This window comes from Microbacterium songi (genome assembly GCF_042747925.1).
Classification (GTDB): Bacteria; Actinomycetota; Actinomycetes; order Actinomycetales; family Microbacteriaceae; genus Microbacterium.
Genome location: NZ_JBHZIE010000011.1, coordinates 1 through 17158, shown reverse-complemented (window position 1 = coordinate 17158; position 17158 = coordinate 1). Strand labels below are relative to the sequence as shown.

The window sequence follows — 17158 nt, the reverse complement described above, 5'->3', positions numbered from 1 at the left end:
CTAATGTCTGATTTCGACATAAGCAAGCGGGATGTGCTACCCGGCAAGCTGCTCGGCGATGTGGCGCGCGCCTTTCACCGCGAGCGCCACGCTCGTGAGCGTGGGGTTGCAGGCCGTCGAGGCCGGGATGACGCCGTTGCCTGCGACGTACAGGCCCGGCGCCGACCACACCTCGCTCTCGGGCGAGCACACGCTGGCGCCGTCGTCGACCTGACCCATGCGAGTGCTGCCCTGGTAATGAAGGGAAGCACCGAGCGGCATCATGAACGGACGGTCGTCGAGGGGTTCCCCGATCGCCGCGCCGAGGCGCACGATCTCCGCCTTCGCCCGGTCGATCACCTCGTGGTCGCGCGGGCTCAGAGTGTAATGAAGCGTCATCGCGGGCATCCCGTATCCGTCGACCTCGTCGTCGGAGAACGCCACCCGATCCGAAACCTGCCGGTCCTTCGCGCAGAAGAGCCCCAGCCCCACGATCGACCCCGGCGCCGCCGGATCGTCCTCGGCGAGCTTCACGGGTGACGCATCCAGCTGCATGACCTGCCCGTGGAACGGCATCTCGTCGACGTAGGGCACCCAGGTGACCCCGCTGTATTCGCTCAGTCCGGTCTTGGCCGCACCCTCCGCCCCCTCGCTGGGGACGAAATCCCGGATGCGGACCGCGAACACGATCTGCGCCTGGTCGTTGAGGTACCGGCCCAGGGCGTCGGGACGGATGCCGGAGGCCCAGAGCACCTGCGGTGTCCGCAGCGCGTCGGCAGCCACCACGACGAAACGAGCTCTCACTTCGTGGCGCTCGCCCGTCCGGACGTCGGTGACCACGACGCCGGCGGCACGCCCGTCTTCGACCAGCACGCGTGTGACGAGCGACTCGTCGTACAGCGCGAAGTTCTCGTTGCCGCGCGTCTCGTCACCGAGCACCACGTCCGACCCCGACCACACCAGGCGTCCGTCGTCACGGCGGTGCACGGCCAGCGGCATCCGCTGGACCCGGGCGTGCTCGGCGCGTCCGGCGTCGACGGCCGCGGCCAGGCGCCCCCGCACGAGTGGCGCGTGGGGTGAGGCGTCGAAGGCATCGCTCGTGACACCGAGCAGGCGCTCCCCTTCCGTCAGCAGCTCGTCGAGCTCGCCGCTGTCGTCGAGGAACCCGATGCGTTCACCGTCGTTCGGGCGCGGACAGGCACCCGTCCAGTGCGCCGCCATCCCGCCGACGTTGCTCGACATCGCGGCGACAGGCAGTCCGTCCTCCCCCTCGACCCGGTAGCCCGCCTCCAGGAGGAACGTGCCGGGCCGTGACCGCCGCTCGGCCGTCTTGACGATGCCTCCGACCCGGTCGCCCGCCTCTCGGGGAGTCGGCCCCTCCGACTGCATCTGCGCGCGGGCGCGCTCATCAGCATCGGCGATGTTCTTCACGTGCGCGCCGGGCGGCTGCGACACCGTCGGCCCGACCTCGAACATGGCGATCGTGGCATCCGGCGCCCGTTCGCTCAGTACGCGCGCGTACGTGGCCCCCGCCGGGCCGCTGCCGACGATCGCGACATCGACGGATGCCGGGTAGGAACGGGCGTTCATGCGTCTGCGGCGACCTTGCGGATGAACTCGACGGACTGCGCCGACTCGACCGTCGGGTAGTACTCGAGGCCGATCGGGCCGTCGTAGCCGGACGCGCGCAGCCATCCGAGGCGTTCGGGCCAGTCGAGCTCGCCGGCGCCGGGTTCACCACGACCGGGCGCATCCGCGAGCTGCACGTAGCGGATGAGGTCACCGCCGTTCGCGAGCTCGGCCTGCATGTCCTCGCCTTCCACGGCTGAGTGGTAGATGTCGTAGAGGACACCGAAGTACGGGGAGTCCACGCCGCGTGCGACGTAGACGCCTTCGCTTGTGCGATCCAGGAGCGAGCCCGGGTGGTCGACGCGCACGTTGACCGGCTCGAGCACCAGCGTGATGCCGGAGCCGTCGATCTGCGCGATGGCCTTCTGGTAGATCTCGATGAGCTTGTCGAGCTGCACTTGGCGCTTCCAGCCGCCGAAGCCGGTACCGCTGCCCACGACGATCCGGGGCGTCCCCAGCATCTGAGCGATCTCCACGCCCTCATCGAGCTTGCGGAAGAACTCGGAGTGATCCCACGGCGGGATCATGAACTGCGTGCGGGGCTCGCCGAGCTGCGCGGTCATCTGCGTGCCGGTCTCATCGAGCGCGGCCTTCAGCGCCGGCAGGTCCTTCGGGGTGGCGGGTGCGTCGACTCCGGTCGGGCCCCACATCTCGACGGCCGTGAACCCAGCCGCCGCGGCCGCGCGCACGCGGTCGTGGTAGTCGCCGGCTTCGGTGAAGAGGAGTTCGATATTGGGTGCGAGCTGGTACATGTTCGTCCTTCGTGTTCAGAACATCGGATGGTCGTGGGCGGCATGCGCGGGGACCTGCTGAAGCACGTCCCAGTGCTCGACGATCCGGCCGTCCTCGAATCGGTAGATGTCCGCGACGGCGGCATCGGGTGCGCCGGGTCGCGAGGCTTTCACGTGCACCATCGCCAGGTCGCCGTCGACGATCATGCGCTGGATCTCGAAACGCGCATCCGGGGATCCGTCGAACTTCGGGGTGAGCATCTCGACCGCGGCGTCGGGCCCGTCCGGCACGTTCGGGTTGTGCTGGCGATAGTCGTCCGAGACCAGCGAGGCGAAGGCATCCGCCACGCGCTTCTGCGTGTAGAACAGGTCGCAGAAATGCTCGAACGCCGCACGATTGTCTGTCATCGCTCAGCCCTTCAGTCCGCCGGCGAAGCCCTGGATGAAGCGCTTCTGCGCGAACAGGTAGAAGGCCAGGATCGGAATCATCGAGATGATGACGATCGCGAAGATCTGGTTCCACGCCGACACGAGGGAGCCGATGTAGTAGTACATCGCGACCGGCAGCGTCTGCGAGGTCGAGCCGCCGAGGAAGATCAGCGACGTGAAGAAGTCGTTCCAGACGATCAGCCCGGCGAGGATCGCGACGGTGCCCGTGGCCGGCGCCATGAGGGGGAAGACGATGCGGAAGAAGATCTGCGTGCGCGTGGCGCCGTCGATCGCGGCGGCCTCTTCGTACTCGGTGCCGAGCCCACGGAAGAATCCGGCGTAGAGGAAGATCGCCAACGGCATGAGCATGCCGCTGAAGAGGATGATCATGCCCCAGACCGAACCGGTGAGGCCCGTGGCGCGCGCACCGATGTAGAGGGGGACGGTGCCGAGTTGTGTCGGCAGCACGATCGCGACGAGGAAGAGGTAGTACACGACGGTGCTCCACCGCCGTGTGCTGCGGGCCAGGACGTACCCGGTGAGCGAGCCGAGCAGCACCATCATGACGATGCTGCCGCCGGTGATCAGCACGCTGTTGAGCAGCCCCAGCAGCACGTTGGACTGGCCGGTGGCTGTGAGCACCTTGGCGAAGTTGTCGAGCGTCGGCGTCGTGGGCAGCGCCAGCTTCGACGTCGAGAAGACCTCGGTGTCGTCCTTGAGGGCGATGGTGATGAGGAAGTAGAACGGCGCCAGATAGACGAGCGCCACGATCCAGAAGATGACCTCGCGGAGAGCGCTGAGTTTCGTGTAGCGGAACATGTCAGTCTCCCGTGGTCCGACCCTGGGTGACGCGCTGCTGCACGAGCGCGAAGACCAGGATGATGAGGGTCAGCACCAGCGCCAGGGCGGCGCCGAACCCGAAGTTGCCGAGTGAGAAGGCCTGCTTGTAGACCTCGGTGGCGAGGGTGGCCGTCGCATTCGCGGGGCCGCCGCCGGTGAGCGCCATGATCTGGTCGAAGATGCGCAGACCCTGCACGAGTCCGAGCGTGGTCGCGATCGCGACGGCAGGCCGGATGGAAGGCAGCGTGACGTGCCAGAAGCGCTGCCACAGGTTGGAGCCGTCGATCGCTGCCGCCTCTTCGATCTCGACCGGCACGCCGGCGAGCCCGGCCATGTAGATCACCATGGCGAAGCCGGTGGACTGCCAGACCACGACGATGAGCACGGTCCAGATCGCCCAGGTGGGGTCCGCCAGCCAGGGGCGGGCGAGACCGCCGAGGCCGACGGCTCCGAGGATCGTGTTGAGGGGACCGTCGAACTGGAAGATGAACTTCCAGATGTACGACGTGGCGAGCGGACTGAGCACGACCGGCATGAAGAAGAGCGTCCGCAGGATGTAGCGGGTCTTGAGGATGCGGTTGAGTCCCACCGCGAGCGCGAGGCCCGCGATGTTCGAGAGGATGACTGATCCGAACGCCAGGAAGAGCGTGTTGGCCAGGGCCGCGATCTTCGTCGGGTCGGCGAAGATCCGGCGGAAGTTGTCGAAGCCGACCCAGTCGAACGACCCGATGCCGCTCCAGTTCGTGAAGGCGAACATGCCGCCCGCCGCCGTGGCGACGTAGTGGATCGCGATGACGAAGACGATGCCGGGGAGCGCCCACCACCAGTGGCCGAACTTCAGAACTCCGGGGCGACGTCCCGCGCGCTGCCGGGGACCCCGCTTCTTGGGGACGACCACCAGCTCGGTCTCGGATTGATGCATCGTTGCAGTCATCGTGTTGCGATCCTTCGATAGGGTTCGGCGGCCACCGGAGCCAGGGGCATCCGGTGGCCGCCGAACGGACTCACTGATCCCAGGCGGTGTCCATCGCGGTCAGGACGCTGTCGACGGTCGACTGACCGGTCAGCAGACCCTGCACGCCGGTCGCGAGCGCGTCGTAGACCGAGGCGTTCGGCCAGGTCGAGTTCGCGAGCGGCACGTAGTCTCCACTGTTGAGCTGATCCGCGACGGCCGAGTAGATCGTGTCGGACAGGTCGAGGTCGGCCAGTCCCGCGATCGGCAGGCTGCCGGCGGCGTCGGCGAAGATGCTGGCCTGCGCAGGCTCGGCGATCCAGTCGAGGAACGCCTTCGCTGCGGCACTGTTCTTCGAGGCCTTGTTGATCGACAGCGAGTACGTCGGGCTGGCGACGCCGAACGGCTTGTCGCTCGAGGTCGCCGGCGGGAACGCCTGTGCCACGAACTTCTGGTCGGGCGCGGCCTTCTGCAGCTCGGCGGCCGATCCCAGCGGACCGAAGAAGCCCACGGTCGAGCCCGAGCTCATCCCGGTGGTGATGGCATCGAAGCCTGCGCCCTCGGCACCGGCCTGGAAGCAGCCCTCGTCGTAGAGGTCCTTGACGGTCTGCAGGGTGTCCTTCCACCCGTCGCTGTCCGCGAAGGTCACCTTCTTGTCGAGGCGCTGCTGGTTCCAGTCCGGCGTCTCTGCGTAGACACGCGTCGCGGCGATGACCGAGGCGGTGATCCCGGCGTTCGGCACCGTCGAGCCCGCCAGGACGAAGAGGGTCTTGCCCTTATCGGCCGCTGCCTTGCACTGCTCGGCCAGCGTCTTCGCGTCGGTGGCGAACTCCGTGATGCCTGCCGCCTCGGCGGCGGTCTCGTTGTAGACGATGCCGGCGTACGAGATCGTCAGGGGCAGGCCGTAGGCCTTGCCGTCGACCTCGAAGAGCGCCTCGCTGCCGGCGGGGATACCCGCGGCCACGGAGTCGTCGAGCGCCGTGAGGAAGCCTGCTTCAGCGAGGGGGATGATGCTGCGCGTCTGGCCGCTGCCCGCCTCGGTCTCGATGACGTCGGACGCGTTGCCGGCCTGCAGCTGCGTGCGTACGGTGTCGCCGTAGGTGTCGTTGGGCTGCGGGTTGAGGGTGACCTTGATGTCGGGGTTCGCCTCCATGTACTTCTTCGCGAGCACCTCGAACGGGCTCTCGATGTTGTTGGAGGTGGCGAAGGTGAGCGAGAACTCTTTGGTGTCGGCGCTCGACGAGCTGTCGCCCGACGAGCTGCCGCTGCAACCGGCGAGGATGAGAACGCCCGCGATGGGGACGGCGATGAGGCCGATCCGCGCTGCGCGAGAGCCACGGTGCTGTGTCATGTCCAGCCTTTCTGACTTCGTTGTCGGCCACTCGTTCCTCGAGCGGCCTGCTGTGTTCTCAGTATCCCCGGGATGTGCCGGAAACGCACATAAGTAGTTTCGATATACGGCATAAGCCACCCCGCGGCGACGTCCCCGCCACATCAACACCCCTGGAACGTCATCGCGCCAACCTATGAAGTTCTGCAATTGCATAGATTGCGCTGATAGAGTCGGCACCACCCGCCGCTCGTCCGAAGGATCACATCGTCGTGACCGATCACGCCCTGCTCTCGCGCCTCGATCTCAATCTGCTCGTCGCGCTCGACGCCCTCCTCACGGAGCGCAGCGTCACCCGAGCGGCCGAGCGGCTGCACCTGAGCCAGCCGGCGCTCAGCGCCTCGCTCGCCCGTCTGCGGACGCATTTCAACGATCAGATCCTCGCCCGTCGTGGCAACACCTACGAGCTGACGCCCTTCGCCCTCCGCTTGGCCGAGCACACCACGACCGCGCTGGAGGCCACCCGGCGGGTGTTCGAGAGCCAGGCGACGTGGGCGCCGACGGAGTCCGTCCGCGAGTTCGCGATCTACGGCAGCGACTACGGGTTCGTCACCGTCGGCAAGATCGTCTCGGAGATCGCCGCCGAAAGGGCGCCGGGTGTCCGCTTCCGTTTCATGCTGCACAACCCGGGGATCGTGGAGGATGCCGCGAATCGGCTGCGTTCAGCCGACGGCATGGTGATTCCGCACGGTCCGATGTCGGACCTGCCGTACGTCGATCTCTGGCACGACAGCTGGGTCGCGGTCGTGTCGGAGTCCAACGACGCGGTGGGAGACGACCTGACCATGGAGGACGTTGCCGAGCTGCCGTGGGTGATGACGTACCAGTCGCGATCGGCGTACACCTCGGCGGCTCGTCAGATCCAGCAGCTCGGCGTCGAGCCGCACGTCGAAGTCGTCGTGGAGAGCTTCCTCTCCATCCCGCACTTCGTTGCCGGCTCCAACCGCATCGGTCTCATCCAGGAGGCTCTCGCCCCCGCCGCCCTGCGCCTCGGCGGGATCCGTGTCGTACAGCTGCCGTTCGACGCCACCCCCCTCAGCAACGCACTGTGGTGGCATCCGGTGCACAATCGCGATCCCGAGCACGCGTGGATGCGCGCGCTCTTCGAGGAAGCGGGCCGGCTCGTCGACGCCGGCGCCCACGTCGCCGTCTGAGCGGTCAGGCGGGCTGCAGCGCCCGCATGCTGCGACGGATGAGGTCGTGCTGCTTGCGCACGAGCAGCAGCGGGTCGACCTCGCCGAGCTCGGCGAAGGCGTGACCTTCCCATTCGCTCGACCAGTAGCCCCGGTAGCCGCCCTCGACGAAGACACGTACGAGCTCGGGGTAGTCGATGGCCGGCTCCTGGCCGTTCTCGTCGATGTCGTAGAACTTCGCGTGCACGTGCAGGATCTGCGGCATGATGTCGGCCCACTCCTGCGGGGCGACATGCCCGTGCATGTTGAAGGCGAGGTGCGCGAACGAGCCGAGCCGACCAGGATCGAAGTCGCGGCCCTTCAGGTAGCCGATGAACTCCTGCTGTCGCTCCTGCATCGTCGCGTCGGTGGCCCAGATCGCCTGCAGACGCTCGACGGACTCGGTGTCGAGGCCCGCCCGCGACACCGCGCGCAGCAGCGTCGGCGACATGGCGTGCATCGTCGAGGAGAAGTCCGCGACGAAGCCCAGGAGCGGCGAGTCCAGCTCGGCGTAGGTGTCGCGCACCTTGAGGATGGGCTCGGCGTTGGGGCCCATCGGCGCATGGATCTCGTAGGCGAGCTTCAGCTCGAGGTCTTCGGCGATCGGCAGCAGACGGCGCAGCAGCTCGGGCTTGGCCGACTGGATGCGCACGAGCGGGAAGCCGAGCTTCTTCGCACCCCGGAACATCAGCTCGCTGAACTCGAACTCCTCGTCGGGCGTCATGTCGCGATCGCGGCGCCGACCCATGTCGAGGTTGGCGCCGAACGAGCTCGCGTCGAAGCCGTGCGTGTCGAACGCGTCGCGCCACGTGCGTGCGAATTCGTCCGAGACGACGGGGTAGGTCGGAACCATCTGGGAGGCGACGATCTCGATTCCCGGGCCGATTCCGAGCTCGGCGACCCGATCGAGCAGTCCGTCGAAGTCGAACCATCCGGCGCGGAACTCCGCGCTGGCCGAATAGAGGGTGAGACCGAGCTGGAAGGGATCGGCGTCCGTCGCGACGGGGGGCGGAGGCACATCCGAGACGAGGGCGGGGGCCGCGGCATCCCGATCCGTCACCGTCAGTGTCTGAGCGTCGCGCACGAAGTTGGGCACGTACATGCCCGGTCCTCCGTCGGTGCCGGGCGCGATCTGCATGTAGGGCAGACGGAGCTGCCCCACCAGCACGACGTCATGGGTCTCGCCCAGCGCCCCGGGCACGTCACGTCGGATGATCAGTGAGGGGTGCTGCTGCAGGAACCACAGCGTCTCGCTCTGCTCGGGCAGCGCATCGAGCGCATAGGCGGTGCCGTCGAGCTCGAACCGCAGATCGGCCTGGTCGACCGCGTGTCCGTCGATCGTGAGCTCGAGCGAGGTCACCGACGAGAGCCAGAGGCTGCGGTACCACGGGATCGTGAGGACGAGCGCAAGTCCGTCCGGGTGGCTGCGGAGACTGTCTCGGTGAATCAGGCCGTTGGGCATTTCGTGTCCTTCTCGGTGACGTGTGCGTCGATGGGGGGGCGGATGCCGCGGCTCAGCCGAGCTCGCCGACGACCCGTCTCATGAGGGAGTGCTGGCGGCGCACCTGCTCGATCGAGCGCCAGGATGTGCGTTCACCCTCGTACTCGCTGGAGAGGTACCCGGTGTATCCGGAGTCCTTCAGTGCGCGCAGCACGGGCACCCAGGGGATCTGCTGGTCTTCGAGGTTCTCGTCGATGTCATGGAACTTCGCCTGGATGAAGACGACGTATTCCGCGATGCCGGCGATGTCGGCCGGGTCGACGCCGATGCCGTCGAGGAACGCGGGCCGACGACCGGGCAGCTCACCGGGTCGCAGGGGGATGGGGCGGTCCTGGAAGATGCCGGTGTCCAGCAGCAGGCCGAAGTGCTTCGTGCCCGTGCGCTGGATGAGCCCGATGTAGTCGTCGACGACCTCGTGCTTGATCGGCGTCGGCGAGTGGATCTCGGGGCAGATGATGACATCGAGGTCGGCGGCGAGGTCGAGACTGCGTTCGACGGCCTCGGTCCACGTGGGGTGCGGCACGAGATCGCTCGTGACCACCCCGATCTTCGGGCGCACGAAGCGGAAGCCGAGCGTCGCTGCCAGCCGGAGGTCGCGCTGCAGCATCGCCGCTCCTTCGAGGGCGGTCAGATCGCGGGCGTTCACCCCGCTGGAGTGCAGGCGCGTGTCGATCCACGATCCATAGTTGGTCGGCTCGAGCGAGTACTTCTCCAGAAGAGCGAACCACCGGTCGATCCAGGCGGTCGACGGCGAGGGGTAGTTCTCGACGTGACCTTCGCCGAGGATCTCGACGCCCGTCGCTCCGACGTCGGCGACGGCCGCCAGCGCGGTCTCGAGATCGAGCACCGTGCCGTAGTCGGTCATGAAGCTGTAGAGCGAGACGCCGTACTGGAAGGGGCCGCCGTCCACTCCGGAAGAAAGGGTGATGTGCCGGGTCTCGGAGTAGGTCGAGGGCTGGTGCTCGACCGGCACATACGACATGCGCAGCCGCAGCTCGATCGAGACCTCGTGCACGCCTTCCGGCAGTCCGCCGGGGTAGGGCACCGTGATCACCGCGGCATCCTCGAGCTGCCAGCGCACGCCGTCGCTGTCCCACAGCTGCGCCAGCGTGTAGATGCGGCCCGAGAACGTCCAGAGCGGAACGTCGTGCCCGACATCGACGAGGTCGTCGACACGCACGGCGATCCCGTCGATGAGGGATGCCGCCATCCCCCGATACGACGGCATGCGCACGCGCAGCTGGAAGCCGGTGACGTCATCGCCGACTCCCACGTTGCGAAAACCCACGGCCTGGATCAGATCTCTCTCGAGAAGCATCGTTGCTCACCCTCTGTCAGGGCCCCCGCCGCCCATGTGCACGAGCGTCGTGTGCAGCGGCGGTGGCCATCTTCAGGCTATCAGCCTTAGGTCTCGTTTATTCATAAGTAAGACTGATCTGCGCATAAGTGCGACGGACCCGCACGGGTGCGGTGACACGACGATGGCCGGGGCCCGATCGGGCCCCGGCCATCGTCGTCGTGATTCAGCGCGTGTACGCCGCCGGTGACGCGCTCTCACGAGCAGCCGACCGTCGCAGCGCGACGCCGACCAGCACCGCGACCACCGCGGAGGCGATGCCCACGATGCCGACGGCAGTCGCCAGCCCTCCGGCTGCCGCTCCGATGATCCCCATCAGGATCGGGGTGAGGAACTGCCCGAGGAAGAACGCGGCCGTCCACCATCCGGTGACGCGTCCGCGCTCCTCGAACTGCGTGGACGCGACGACCCATGTGACCAGCGAGGGCAGCAGCAGGCCCGAGCCGAACGAGGCGATGACCGCGCCCGCGATGACGCCGGGGAGCCCCGGAACCACCCAGATGACCAGCATCCCGACGGCCTGCAGCCCGAAGGCGATCGGCAGCAGACGGCCCGCGCGGCCCTTGGCGAGCCGGGCGAAGGTGAAGCCGGCGATCGCGGTGGCCAGGGAGGCGACCGCGGCGACGAGTCCGATGGTGGCCGTGTCGGTGGCGGCGATGCCGGTGCCCACCACGAGATAGCTCGCCTCGATGATGATCACGTAGAACGTGAAGCCGCCGAACAGGCTGACCAGCAGCCGCACCCCGATGCGCCGCCACGGGATGGGCACCTTCGCCGCCGAAGCATCCCGTCGACCGCCGGACTCGGCGGCCGAGGGCTCCCACAGCGAGAAGATCATCGGCACTGCGACGACGATGCTGACGGCGTAGACCCAGAACGGCACGTGCCAGCCCCCGACCCCGAGTGCGCCGCCCAGGATGATGAACACCGTGGCGGCGAGGGTCGTGGCCACGGTCTGCAGACCGAGGTATTTGTTCCGCCGGTGCTCTTCGTGGAAGTAGTCGATGATCAGCGTCGTGCAGACCGTCATGATGGCGGCTTCGCAGATGCCGACGAGCACCCGGCTGACCAGGATTTCGGTCAGTCCCTCGAGCCATGCGGGGGCCGTGCCGACGACGGCGTACGCGAACATGGCGATGATGAGCAGCCGCTTGCGTCCCAGGCGGTCGACGATCTGTCCCGCGAAAGGCGCGAAGATCGCGATCATCAAGGCCGGGATCGCCACGATCATCGGCACCAGCACCTCGGAGCCCGCCACGTCGGCGAAATGCTCGGAGAGCTGAGGGAGGACCGGGGTGATCAGGACGGAACCGAGCACAGGCAGACAGCTGCCCGCGAGCAGCAGCGCCGCCTGCCATGCGCCGGCTCTGCGCATGGATGTCTGGTCGTGGTGGGTGGTGATGTTCGTCATCGAACCTCCTCAGGGCATCGTCGCCCTCGAGATCGCCTGTGCGTGTCGCGTTCCTCGGGAAGCGCGCACGACCCCGTCGTCGACGGGACACCTCCAGTAGAGACCCCCCGCGCGCATCAGTACAGCGGCGATCGGTGATGCCGCCCATCGAGCGCATCTATGCGCGGACACCGTCCCTCGCGCGGGAGTGACCGGCGGCCGCCCCGCCGCATCACAGCAGGCGCAGCTCGCGATCGATCGCGTCGGCGATGCTCAGCAGCGCGGGGAGGTACGCCTTCTCCACATGCTCGGCGGAGTCGCGCGTGGCGCTCGTCGACACATTCACCGCGGCGATGACCCCGCCGTCGCGGCCATGGACGGGCGCGGCCACGGAACGCAGCCCCGGCTCGAGCTCCCCGTCCACGAGCGCCCAGCCCTGCGCGCGCACCCGAGCGAGTTCGGCGGCGAGGTCGTCGAGGTCGGTCAGGGTGCGCTCGGTCAAGGATGCGGGGGCGGATGCTGCGAGCACGGCCTGCGCCGCGGCATCCGTCATCCCCGCCAGCAGCACGCGGCCCATGCTGGTCGCGTAGGCCGGGAACCGCGTGCCGATCGTGATGCGCACGCTCATGATGCGGCGCGTGGGGACGCGGGCCACGTAGACGATGTCGGGCCCGTCGAGGATGGCCGCCGACACCGACTCGCCGATCTCGTGGGAGAGGCGTTCCAGGTGCGGCTGCGCGATCTCGGGGAGCGAGAGCGCGGAGAGGTAGGAGAAGCCGAGTTCGAGCACGCGCGGCGTGAGGCGGAACGATCTGCCGTCGGAGCGCACGTAGCCCAGGTGCTCCAGCGTGAGGAGGAACCGGCGGGCGGCGGCGCGCGTCATGTCGGCCCGACGGGCGACCTCGCTGAGGGTGAGTTCCGGGTGCTGGGCATCGAAGCAGCGGATCACCGCGAGGCCGCGGGCGAAGGACTGCACGAACTCGCCGGCGTCGGGGGTGCTCACTCCCTCATCCTGGCGCATCGCCCCGACCTGCGGGAGAATCGAGAGAGCATAACCGCAGCGCGAATACAATCGGGCCAGCACTCCACAGTATACGTATTCATGTTGCGCGTGTGTAACAATATTGGTCGGTTTCTTAGGCTTTCCTAAGTGACATGCATACGTATACTCTCTGACCATGTCAACCACCAAGAAGCGTGCCTTTGCCCTTGCGGCTGCCGTTGTCGTCGGTGTACTCGCTCTCTCCGGTTGCGGCGCAGGAAGCCGCACCGGCAACGCGAATGCCACCGACGTCACCTGCGATTACACCGCCCCCGACTCCGCGACCACAGTGAACGTGCTCGCCTACAACTCCTCCGCGATCGACCCCTTCACCGACACGATGGTGAAGAGCTGCACGAAGGATGATGTCACCGTCAAGCACGACCCGATCGACTTCGGCGGCCAGGTCACCAAGACCACCGCGACCCTCGCAGGCGATTCGGGCAGCTACGACATCGTCGAGACGTACGGCTACATCATCCCGAGCCTGGCCAGCGACGAGAAGCTCATGCCGCTGGACGACCTGTTCGCGAAGTACGCCGACGACTACGACCTGAACGCGATCAGCGAATCGATGCGCCAGGGCATGTCGTACGACGGCAAGCTCTACGCGCTGCCGATGCAGGCGCAGATGTTCGTCATGGCCTACCGCACCGACATCTTCGACGAGCTGGGCCTCGAGGTGCCGAAGACGTTCGACGACATGATCACCGCCGCCGAGGCCATCAAGGCGGCCGGCAAGATGGACTACCCGATCGCGCTCCCGTGGCTCGCGACGTCGGACGTCACGACGAGCTTCCAGGCGGTCATGAATTCGTTCGGCGCGGACTTCACGACCGACGACGGAACGGTCACGATCGACACCCCGGAGGGTAAGAAGGCTCTCGAGGCCATGCAGAAGCTCCAGCCGTATATGGACCCGCAGGTCACGACGTTCGATCAGCCCAAGGTGCAGCAGCAGATGTACAACAACACTGCCGCGATGTCGATCATGTTCTCCGGCCGGATGAGCGACCTCACCGACGCAGCCAACAGCAAGCTCTCGGATTCGTTCGGGTTCGCCGCACCTCCGAAGGCCTCCGCCGATGCCGAGTACCTGTACGACCGGCTCTCGATCGACGGTTGGTCCATTCCGTTCAACACCAAGCTCGACCCGGACATGCTCTTCGTGATGATGGCATCGGCTGTCAGCGAGGACGCCTCGAAGGCATCCGTGCCGGCGGCGTACCCGGCCCGCGAGGGAATGATGACGGCGGAGAACTCGCCCTACGGACAGGCGGCGAACGACTCGATCGCCGGCGCCATGCCGCCCGTCGTCTCTCCGGTACTCGCCCCCGTGAGCAACGAGATCACGCCGATCCTCGCGCAGGTGCTCGCGGGCAACGTCTCGATCGACGACGGTCTCGCTCAGATGCAGGCGGCCGCGGAGAAGATCGCGGGCTGACGCCCGCCACAACCCCATCACACCGTGAACCGATCGACTGTGGCCTGTGCCCCGGTGGTGCAGGCCACAGTCGATCAGAGGGAGTCGCCACGATGAAGGCACGCGAATTCTGGCTGCTTTTCGCACCGAGTCTGCTCGTCATGAGCGCACTGCTCGTCCTCCCGCTGGCGAGGACCGTGCAGTGGAGCTTTGAGAACGTCCGCTACGGAAGCCCCGGCACCTTCGTCGGGTTGGCGAACTTCGCCGATGCTCTGAGCGACCCCCGGTTCCACAGAGCCGTCATGTTCACGGTCATCGTGACGGTGGTCACGACCGCGATCCTGATCGTCTTCGGCTATCTGATCGCCACCGCCGTCAACACGTTGCGCCTGTCGCGGCCCTTGGTCCTGGGCATCATGCTCATTTCCTACGTGCTGCCGAGCCTGGTCGGCGCAGTGGCGTTCTCCTGGCTCTTCGACGACAACTTCGGCGGCGTCGTCAACCGCCTGATCGGCCTCCTGGGAGGAACCCAGGTCTTGTGGTTCACCGACCAGGTGCCCAACGCGATCCTCGTGATCGCCAACACCGTCTGGCAGATGCTGCCGTTCGCGATGCTGATCATCCTCGCCGGCCTGCAAGGCGTGCCCGTCGAGTTGAGGGAAGCGTCCCGCATCGATGGCGCGAACGCTTGGCAGACCCACATCAGCGTGATCATTCCGACCATCCGGGGCGTCCTCGGGTTCGTCACCCTGATCTCGATCATGGACGTGCTCCGGATCTTCGACGCCCTCATCCCGTTGTCACCGCAAGCCGAGTCCATCGGCAACGAGTCGATCATGCTGTACGTCTACTCGGTCGCCTTCGCCAACGGGGCCCAGGAGCTGGGGCTCGGCAGCGCCATCAACGTCCTCACGATCATCCTCATCCTCATCATGCTCATTCCCTTCATCCGAGGGATCTTCAAGGAAGCGAAGGCCTTGCGATGACCCTCACCAGCGGCGAGCTCTCCACCCGCGCCATCACCACGGGTGACATCGAGGGGAAGAACCCCCGCACGCGCAGCCGGCGCCGCGCGCCTCTCGTCATCGGGATCCTGCTGACGCTCCTGTGCCTGCTGATGCTCAGCCCGTTCATCTGGATGACGCTGTCCGTCACGAAGCCGACGGATGTCGCGTTCGCCAACCCCCCGGTGCTCTGGGGCTATGAGCCGACGTTCCAGGCGTTCGTCGATCTGTGGCAGACCACCTACTTCTCGGATTACGTCGTCAACACGCTTGCTGTCGCGGTGATCTCGACGATCCTCGCGCTCATCATCGGGATCCCCGCGGCGTATGCACTGTCCCGCTTCCCGAGCTATATCTCCGCACTCCTGCTCGTCCTCGCACTCGTCTTCCGCGCCCTCCCCCGATTCGCGGTCGTGCTGCCCATGTACGACATCAGTCGCGCTCTGGGGATCTACGACACCACTTTCGCCCTCGCGATCGCGCTCGTCGCAATCAATCAGCCGTTCACGATCTGGCTGCTGCGCAATTTCTTCGCCGAGATCCCACGGGAGCTCGACGAAGCAGCGATGATCGACGGCTGCACCCGCATCGGGATGCTGCGCCGGGTCATGATCCCCTTGATGGGGCCGGGCATCCTGACCGCGGGAATCTTCGTCTTCCTCTTCGCCTTCCAGGAGTACCTGACCGCCCTGGTGCTGACGGACACCTCGTCCAAAACTGTGCCGGTGTTCATTGCCACCCAGCTGGGGCAGACTCTGCCTATGCTGCAGCAGGCGGGCGCCGCATCGATGCTGCTGACGATCCCCGTGGTGGTGATCGCGTTCATCGCGCAGAAGTACCTGGTGGCGGGACTCAGCGACGGAGCCGTGAAGGGCTGAGGTGCAGCCGCTCGTCCTCCTCGCCGGGATGAACTGCACGGCGGATCTCTGGGCGGGCTGCGGGGTGGACGATGCGATCACCCCGCAGCTCACCGCAAGATCCGTCGACGCGCAGGTCGACCGTCTGCTGTCCGAGCTGCCGCCGACCTTCGTCCTCGGCGGCCTCTCCCTCGGCGCCATCGTCGCCATGGCCATCATCGCCCGGGCGCCGGAGCGGGTCTCGGGCCTCTGCGTCGTCTCGACGAATGCGAAGGCGCCCACCGCTCGGCAGCAGGAATCGTGGCGCGGGTGGCTCGATCAGCTCGACGGCGGCGCCGCACCGCGCGACCTCCAGAAGCAGATCATCGGCTCGCTCCTGACGCCCGCCGTCGCGGCCTCCCGGCCGGACCTCGTGGAGCGCACGCTGAGGATGGGCGACGAAACCGGCGCCTCAGCGCTGCGCGCACAGCTTCAGATGCAGACCACCCGGGTCGACCTCCGACCCGGCCTCGCGCGCGTCGCCGCGCCGACGCTGGTCGTATCGGGCGCGGACGACGCGATCTGCCCTCCCTCCTTCCACACCGAGATCGCCGCCGCCGTGCCCGGGGCGAGGATGGTCACGCTCGAAGGCGGGCACCTTCTCCCTCTCGAACGCCCGGACGCGTTCGGTGCGCTCGTCCGGTCCTGGCGTCCCCGCTGACGGGAGATCAGGACGGGGACAAGCTCCTGTGTCGAGTGTGGGCGAGGGGGTTGCGGATGAGGCGGCGTGCGTCGGCCGGTCTGCTCGTCGTCGCGGCAGCTGTGACGCCCACGGGGTGTGCCACGGTTCCTGATGCGCCCGACGCGGTAGGGCAGGACTACCCCGGCACGTGCATGCCGGCGGAACTCTCCTGGCCTACGGATTTTCTCGAATCTCTTCCGGGAGAATCTCCTGTCCTGGGTGGCAGTGTCGTCGGCCTCCGTCTGGAATACGTCGACTCCTCATGGATCTGGCGGATCCGAAGCGTCGACGGCGCGCGGGACGCTTTCGGCGAGCAAGCGGAAGACCCGAGCCATGGGAAGGAATCGATCGTCGACGTCCGGACGCTGGAACCCCTGGCCAGCCACGAGGTGGAGCTGACGGAAGCGGAGCGACAGACGAGCGGGGCCGGTGCTTACGAGGCGGCGCAACTCTCCGGAGAGGTGTGGCCGAGCCCCCTCATCGTCGAGATGGCTCGCGTCATGGACGGCGGAGCACCGGCGTGGCGCATCACGACGTGCGACACGGAGACAAACGAACAGTCCGTGATGACGATCCCCTGACTGCCGCGTCCGTCAGCCGATCCTCAGCCGGGACTTCGTGCGCGTAGTGCCCGGCTGAGGCGTGTGGGTGATGTGGTGACGGGTCTCCACTGCCTTCCGGGGTCCCATGCGGATGGACCGCGTATTTCGGGGATGCCGCCCCGCATGCGCACTTTCCACC

General features: G+C 67.1%; 16 protein-coding genes. 6 read left to right on the top strand and 10 right to left on the bottom strand.

Annotated features, from left to right (window positions below; translation table 11 throughout):
- Positions 1 to 36 precede the first annotated feature (36 nt).
- The 6 genes from ACFM35_RS13975 to ACFM35_RS13950 all read right to left on the bottom strand — a co-directional run bounded on the left by ACFM35_RS13975 (position 37) and on the right by ACFM35_RS13950 (position 5911).
- Entirely contained in the window at positions 37 to 1569 is a 1533-nt protein-coding gene (locus ACFM35_RS13975) for a GMC oxidoreductase (RefSeq protein ID WP_378843086.1), read from the bottom strand.
- Positions 1566 to 2360, bottom strand: coding sequence for a TIM barrel protein (locus tag ACFM35_RS13970; RefSeq protein WP_378843084.1), 795 nt, complete (start codon positions 2358 to 2360; stop codon positions 1566 to 1568). Before ACFM35_RS13970 ends, ACFM35_RS13975 begins: the two co-directional genes overlap by 4 nt.
- 15 nt (positions 2361 to 2375) lie before the next feature.
- Positions 2376 to 2747, bottom strand: a complete 372-nt coding sequence (locus ACFM35_RS13965) for a nuclear transport factor 2 family protein (RefSeq protein ID WP_378843082.1) — start codon at positions 2745 to 2747, stop codon at positions 2376 to 2378.
- Positions 2748 to 2750: 3 nt separating this feature from the next.
- Entirely contained in the window at positions 2751 to 3587 is an 837-nt protein-coding gene (locus ACFM35_RS13960) for a carbohydrate ABC transporter permease (RefSeq protein ID WP_378843080.1), read from the bottom strand.
- 1 nt (position 3588) lies between these two features.
- Positions 3589 to 4542 carry a carbohydrate ABC transporter permease gene (locus tag ACFM35_RS13955; RefSeq protein ID WP_378843078.1) on the bottom strand — a complete coding sequence of 318 codons (954 nt, stop codon included), beginning with the start codon at positions 4540 to 4542 and terminating at the stop codon, positions 3589 to 3591.
- Between the two features lie 70 nt (positions 4543 to 4612).
- Entirely contained in the window at positions 4613 to 5911 is a 1299-nt protein-coding gene (locus ACFM35_RS13950; RefSeq protein ID WP_378843076.1) for an ABC transporter substrate-binding protein, read from the bottom strand.
- Between the two features lie 251 nt (positions 5912 to 6162).
- Between ACFM35_RS13950 and ACFM35_RS13945 the strand changes: the two genes are divergently transcribed.
- The gene (locus ACFM35_RS13945; RefSeq protein WP_378843074.1) at positions 6163 to 7104 is read left to right on the top strand and encodes a LysR family transcriptional regulator; all 942 of its coding nucleotides are present in this window, start codon (positions 6163 to 6165) and stop codon (positions 7102 to 7104) included.
- 4 nt (positions 7105 to 7108) lie between these two features.
- On the opposite strand, the gene ACFM35_RS13940 is transcribed toward ACFM35_RS13945, so the two are convergent.
- The 4 genes from ACFM35_RS13940 to ACFM35_RS13925 all read right to left on the bottom strand — a co-directional run bounded on the left by ACFM35_RS13940 (position 7109) and on the right by ACFM35_RS13925 (position 12391).
- Positions 7109 to 8584: a C-glycoside deglycosidase beta subunit domain-containing protein gene (locus tag ACFM35_RS13940; RefSeq protein WP_378843072.1), complete on the bottom strand. Its 1476-nt coding sequence runs from the start codon at positions 8582 to 8584 to the stop codon at positions 7109 to 7111.
- Positions 8585 to 8636: 52 nt separating this feature from the next.
- Positions 8637 to 9941, bottom strand: a complete 1305-nt coding sequence (locus ACFM35_RS13935; RefSeq protein ID WP_378843070.1) for a C-glycoside deglycosidase beta subunit domain-containing protein — start codon at positions 9939 to 9941, stop codon at positions 8637 to 8639.
- 205 nt (positions 9942 to 10146) lie between these two features.
- Positions 10147 to 11391 (bottom strand): MFS transporter, encoded by a 1245-nt coding sequence (locus ACFM35_RS13930; protein WP_378843068.1) that lies wholly within the window; start codon positions 11389 to 11391, stop codon positions 10147 to 10149.
- Positions 11392 to 11602: 211 nt separating this feature from the next.
- Positions 11603 to 12391: an IclR family transcriptional regulator domain-containing protein gene (locus tag ACFM35_RS13925; protein WP_378843066.1), complete on the bottom strand. Its 789-nt coding sequence runs from the start codon at positions 12389 to 12391 to the stop codon at positions 11603 to 11605.
- Positions 12392 to 12752: 361 nt separating this feature from the next.
- On the opposite strand from ACFM35_RS13925, the gene ACFM35_RS13920 reads away from it, so the two are divergent.
- From ACFM35_RS13920 to ACFM35_RS13900, 5 genes are all read left to right on the top strand, one after another.
- The gene (locus tag ACFM35_RS13920) at positions 12753 to 13856 is read left to right on the top strand and encodes an extracellular solute-binding protein (RefSeq protein ID WP_378843614.1); all 1104 of its coding nucleotides are present in this window, start codon (positions 12753 to 12755) and stop codon (positions 13854 to 13856) included.
- A gap of 92 nt (positions 13857 to 13948) precedes the next feature.
- Positions 13949 to 14821, top strand: coding sequence for a carbohydrate ABC transporter permease (locus ACFM35_RS13915; RefSeq protein WP_378843064.1), 873 nt, complete (start codon positions 13949 to 13951; stop codon positions 14819 to 14821).
- Positions 14818 to 15717: a carbohydrate ABC transporter permease gene (locus ACFM35_RS13910; RefSeq protein ID WP_378843062.1), complete on the top strand. Its 900-nt coding sequence runs from the start codon at positions 14818 to 14820 to the stop codon at positions 15715 to 15717. Before ACFM35_RS13915 ends, ACFM35_RS13910 begins: the two co-directional genes overlap by 4 nt.
- A gap of 1 nt (position 15718) precedes the next feature.
- Complete coding sequence (locus ACFM35_RS13905) at positions 15719 to 16396, top strand: alpha/beta fold hydrolase (RefSeq protein ID WP_378843060.1); 678 nt, start codon at positions 15719 to 15721, stop codon at positions 16394 to 16396.
- Positions 16397 to 16452: 56 nt separating this feature from the next.
- Positions 16453 to 16998, top strand: coding sequence for a hypothetical protein (locus tag ACFM35_RS13900; protein ID WP_378843058.1), 546 nt, complete (start codon positions 16453 to 16455; stop codon positions 16996 to 16998).
- Positions 16999 to 17158: the final 160 nt, after the last annotated feature.

Bases quoted from the DNA above. Each gene is read 5' to 3' on its own strand.
- ACFM35_RS13955 (WP_378843078.1), bottom strand. From the start codon at position 4,542: ATGACTGCAACGATGCATCAATCCGAGACCGAGCTGGTGGTCGTCCCC.
- ACFM35_RS13930 (WP_378843068.1), bottom strand. From the start codon at position 11,391: ATGACGAACATCACCACCCACCACGACCAGACATCCATGCGCAGAGCC.
- ACFM35_RS13965 (WP_378843082.1), bottom strand. From the start codon at position 2,747: ATGACAGACAATCGTGCGGCGTTCGAGCATTTCTGCGACCTGTTCTAC.
- ACFM35_RS13900 (WP_378843058.1), top strand. From the start codon at position 16,453: ATGAGGCGGCGTGCGTCGGCCGGTCTGCTCGTCGTCGCGGCAGCTGTG.
- ACFM35_RS13935 (WP_378843070.1), bottom strand. From the start codon at position 9,941: ATGCTTCTCGAGAGAGATCTGATCCAGGCCGTGGGTTTTCGCAACGTG.
- ACFM35_RS13915 (WP_378843064.1), top strand. From the start codon at position 13,949: ATGAAGGCACGCGAATTCTGGCTGCTTTTCGCACCGAGTCTGCTCGTC.
- ACFM35_RS13950 (WP_378843076.1), bottom strand. From the start codon at position 5,911: ATGACACAGCACCGTGGCTCTCGCGCAGCGCGGATCGGCCTCATCGCC.
- ACFM35_RS13925 (WP_378843066.1), bottom strand. From the start codon at position 12,391: ATGCGCCAGGATGAGGGAGTGAGCACCCCCGACGCCGGCGAGTTCGTG.
- ACFM35_RS13910 (WP_378843062.1), top strand. From the start codon at position 14,818: ATGACCCTCACCAGCGGCGAGCTCTCCACCCGCGCCATCACCACGGGT.
- ACFM35_RS13975 (WP_378843086.1), bottom strand. From the start codon at position 1,569: ATGAACGCCCGTTCCTACCCGGCATCCGTCGATGTCGCGATCGTCGGC.
- ACFM35_RS13960 (WP_378843080.1), bottom strand. From the start codon at position 3,587: ATGTTCCGCTACACGAAACTCAGCGCTCTCCGCGAGGTCATCTTCTGG.
- ACFM35_RS13940 (WP_378843072.1), bottom strand. From the start codon at position 8,584: ATGCCCAACGGCCTGATTCACCGAGACAGTCTCCGCAGCCACCCGGAC.
- ACFM35_RS13970 (WP_378843084.1), bottom strand. From the start codon at position 2,360: ATGTACCAGCTCGCACCCAATATCGAACTCCTCTTCACCGAAGCCGGC.
- ACFM35_RS13920 (WP_378843614.1), top strand. From the start codon at position 12,753: ATGGTGAAGAGCTGCACGAAGGATGATGTCACCGTCAAGCACGACCCG.